The sequence below is a fragment of the Vibrio sp. MM46 genome, from assembly GCF_027587135.1.
Classification (GTDB): Bacteria; Pseudomonadota; Gammaproteobacteria; order Enterobacterales; family Vibrionaceae; genus Vibrio; species Vibrio harveyi.
The window spans coordinates 1-1,060 of sequence record NZ_JAPPTO010000081.1 but is presented as its reverse complement, the minus strand read 5'-3'; the positions used below and the strand labels follow the sequence as shown (position 1 = coordinate 1,060).

Sequence of the window (1,060 nt, the reverse complement as noted above, 5' to 3'; positions counted from 1 at the left end):
CCTGGCATTACCATTTCTACGCCTTCTGGTAGAGAGATGTCACCAGTTACGTCAGTTGTACGGAAGTAGAACTGTGGACGGTAGCCTTTGAAGAATGGAGTGTGACGACCACCTTCATCTTTAGAAAGTACGTATACTTCTGACTCGAACTTAGTGTGTGGAGTGATTGAACCAGGCTTAGCTAGTACTTGACCACGTTCAACTTCATCACGCTTAGTACCACGTAGAAGTGCACCAACGTTCTCACCAGCACGACCTTCGTCAAGAAGCTTACGGAACATTTCAACACCAGTACATGTAGTAGTAGTAGTGTCTTTGATACCAACGATAGCAACTTCGTCACCTACGTTTAGGATACCACGTTCGATACGACCAGTTACTACTGTACCACGACCTTGGATTGAGAATACGTCTTCGATAGGCATTAGGAATGGCATATCTACTGCACGCTCTGGCTCAGGGATGTATGAATCTAGCGCTTCTGCTAGTTCAACAATCTTAGCTTCCCATTGCTCTTCGCCGTTTAGTGCGCCTAGAGCAGAACCTTGGATAACTGGTAGGTCATCACCTGGGAAGTCGTACTCAGATAGAAGTTCACGAACTTCCATTTCTACTAGTTCTAGTAGCTCTTCATCGTCAACCATGTCACATTTGTTCATGAATACGATGATGTATGGGATACCAACCTGACGGCCTAGTAGGATGTGCTCACGAGTTTGTGGCATTGGACCATCAGTTGCAGCAACTACAAGAATACCACCGTCCATCTGTGCAGCACCAGTGATCATGTTCTTAACGTAGTCCGCGTGTCCTGGACAGTCAACGTGCGCGTAGTGGCGAGTTGGAGTATCGTACTCTACGTGAGAAGTAGCGATTGTGATACCGCGCTCACGCTCTTCTGGAGCGTTATCGATAGATGCGAAGTCACGAGCAGCACCGCCGTATACTTTAGCAAGTGTTGTACAGATAGCTGCAGTTAGAGTAGTTTTACCGTGGTCAACGTGGCCGATAGTACCAACGTTTACGTGCGGTTTTACACGTTCAAATTTTTCTTTAGACA

At 46.6% G+C, this 1,060-nt stretch carries 1 protein-coding gene; it reads right to left on the bottom strand.

What is annotated here, in order from left to right:
- Positions 1-1,060, bottom strand: a 1,060-nt coding sequence (gene tuf, locus OH459_RS27980) for an elongation factor Tu (protein WP_053051990.1), incomplete at both ends; no start/stop codon positions are given.